Source organism: Nguyenibacter vanlangensis, assembly GCF_013376155.1.
GTDB classification, from domain to species: domain Bacteria; phylum Pseudomonadota; class Alphaproteobacteria; order Acetobacterales; family Acetobacteraceae; genus Gluconacetobacter; species Gluconacetobacter vanlangensis.
Map to the genome: position 1 here is coordinate 1 of NZ_JABXXP010001145.1, position 648 is coordinate 648.

The following is a 648-nucleotide window of genomic DNA, read 5'->3' on the forward strand; positions in this document are numbered from 1 at the left end:
GCCCGTTCGGCCGGGGACAGCCAGCGCGCGTCGGCCGGCCGGTCGCACAGCACGGCCAGCACGACGATGCCCATGAGCACGGACGGCAGGCCCTCGAGCACGAACATCCAGCGCCAGCCGTCCAGGCCGCCGACATGGTCCATAGCCTGGAGCAGGAAGCCGGAGAGCGGCCCCGAGATTGCGCCCGAAAGCGGGCCGGCGGTCTGCTGGACGGAGACCACCGTCGCCATGCGGTCGCGCGGGTACCAGAGCGTGAGGTAATACATGCAGGCGGGGGCGAAGCCGGCTTCGAACACGCCCAGCAGGAAGCGCATGACGTAGAAGCCGTACCGGTCGTGGAGCAGGCCCATGGCCGCCGAGGCGAGGCCCCACAGGACCATGATGCGGAAGAATGTCCGGCGCGCGCCGACCCGGGGCAGCAGCAGGTTGGAGGGGATTTCGAAGAGCACGTAGCCGATGAAGAAAATGCCGGCCGCGACGCCGTAATCGGCGGTGGACAGGCCGATCCGCTGCGCGATCTGGTGCTGGGCGAAGCCGATATTCATCCGGTCGATGCAATCGAGCAGGTAGGCGATCGCCAGCACGGCGACCACGCGCCGGTCGACCCGGCGATAGAGCCGGTCGAGGGCGCCGCCTTGCGCCGCGCGG

1 protein-coding gene is annotated in these 648 nt (G+C 69.8%); it reads right to left on the reverse strand.

Annotated features, from left to right (window positions below; genetic code table 11):
* A partial coding sequence (locus HUK84_RS21765; protein ID WP_176641991.1) for an MFS transporter occupies positions 1–648 on the reverse strand: 648 nt, incomplete at both ends.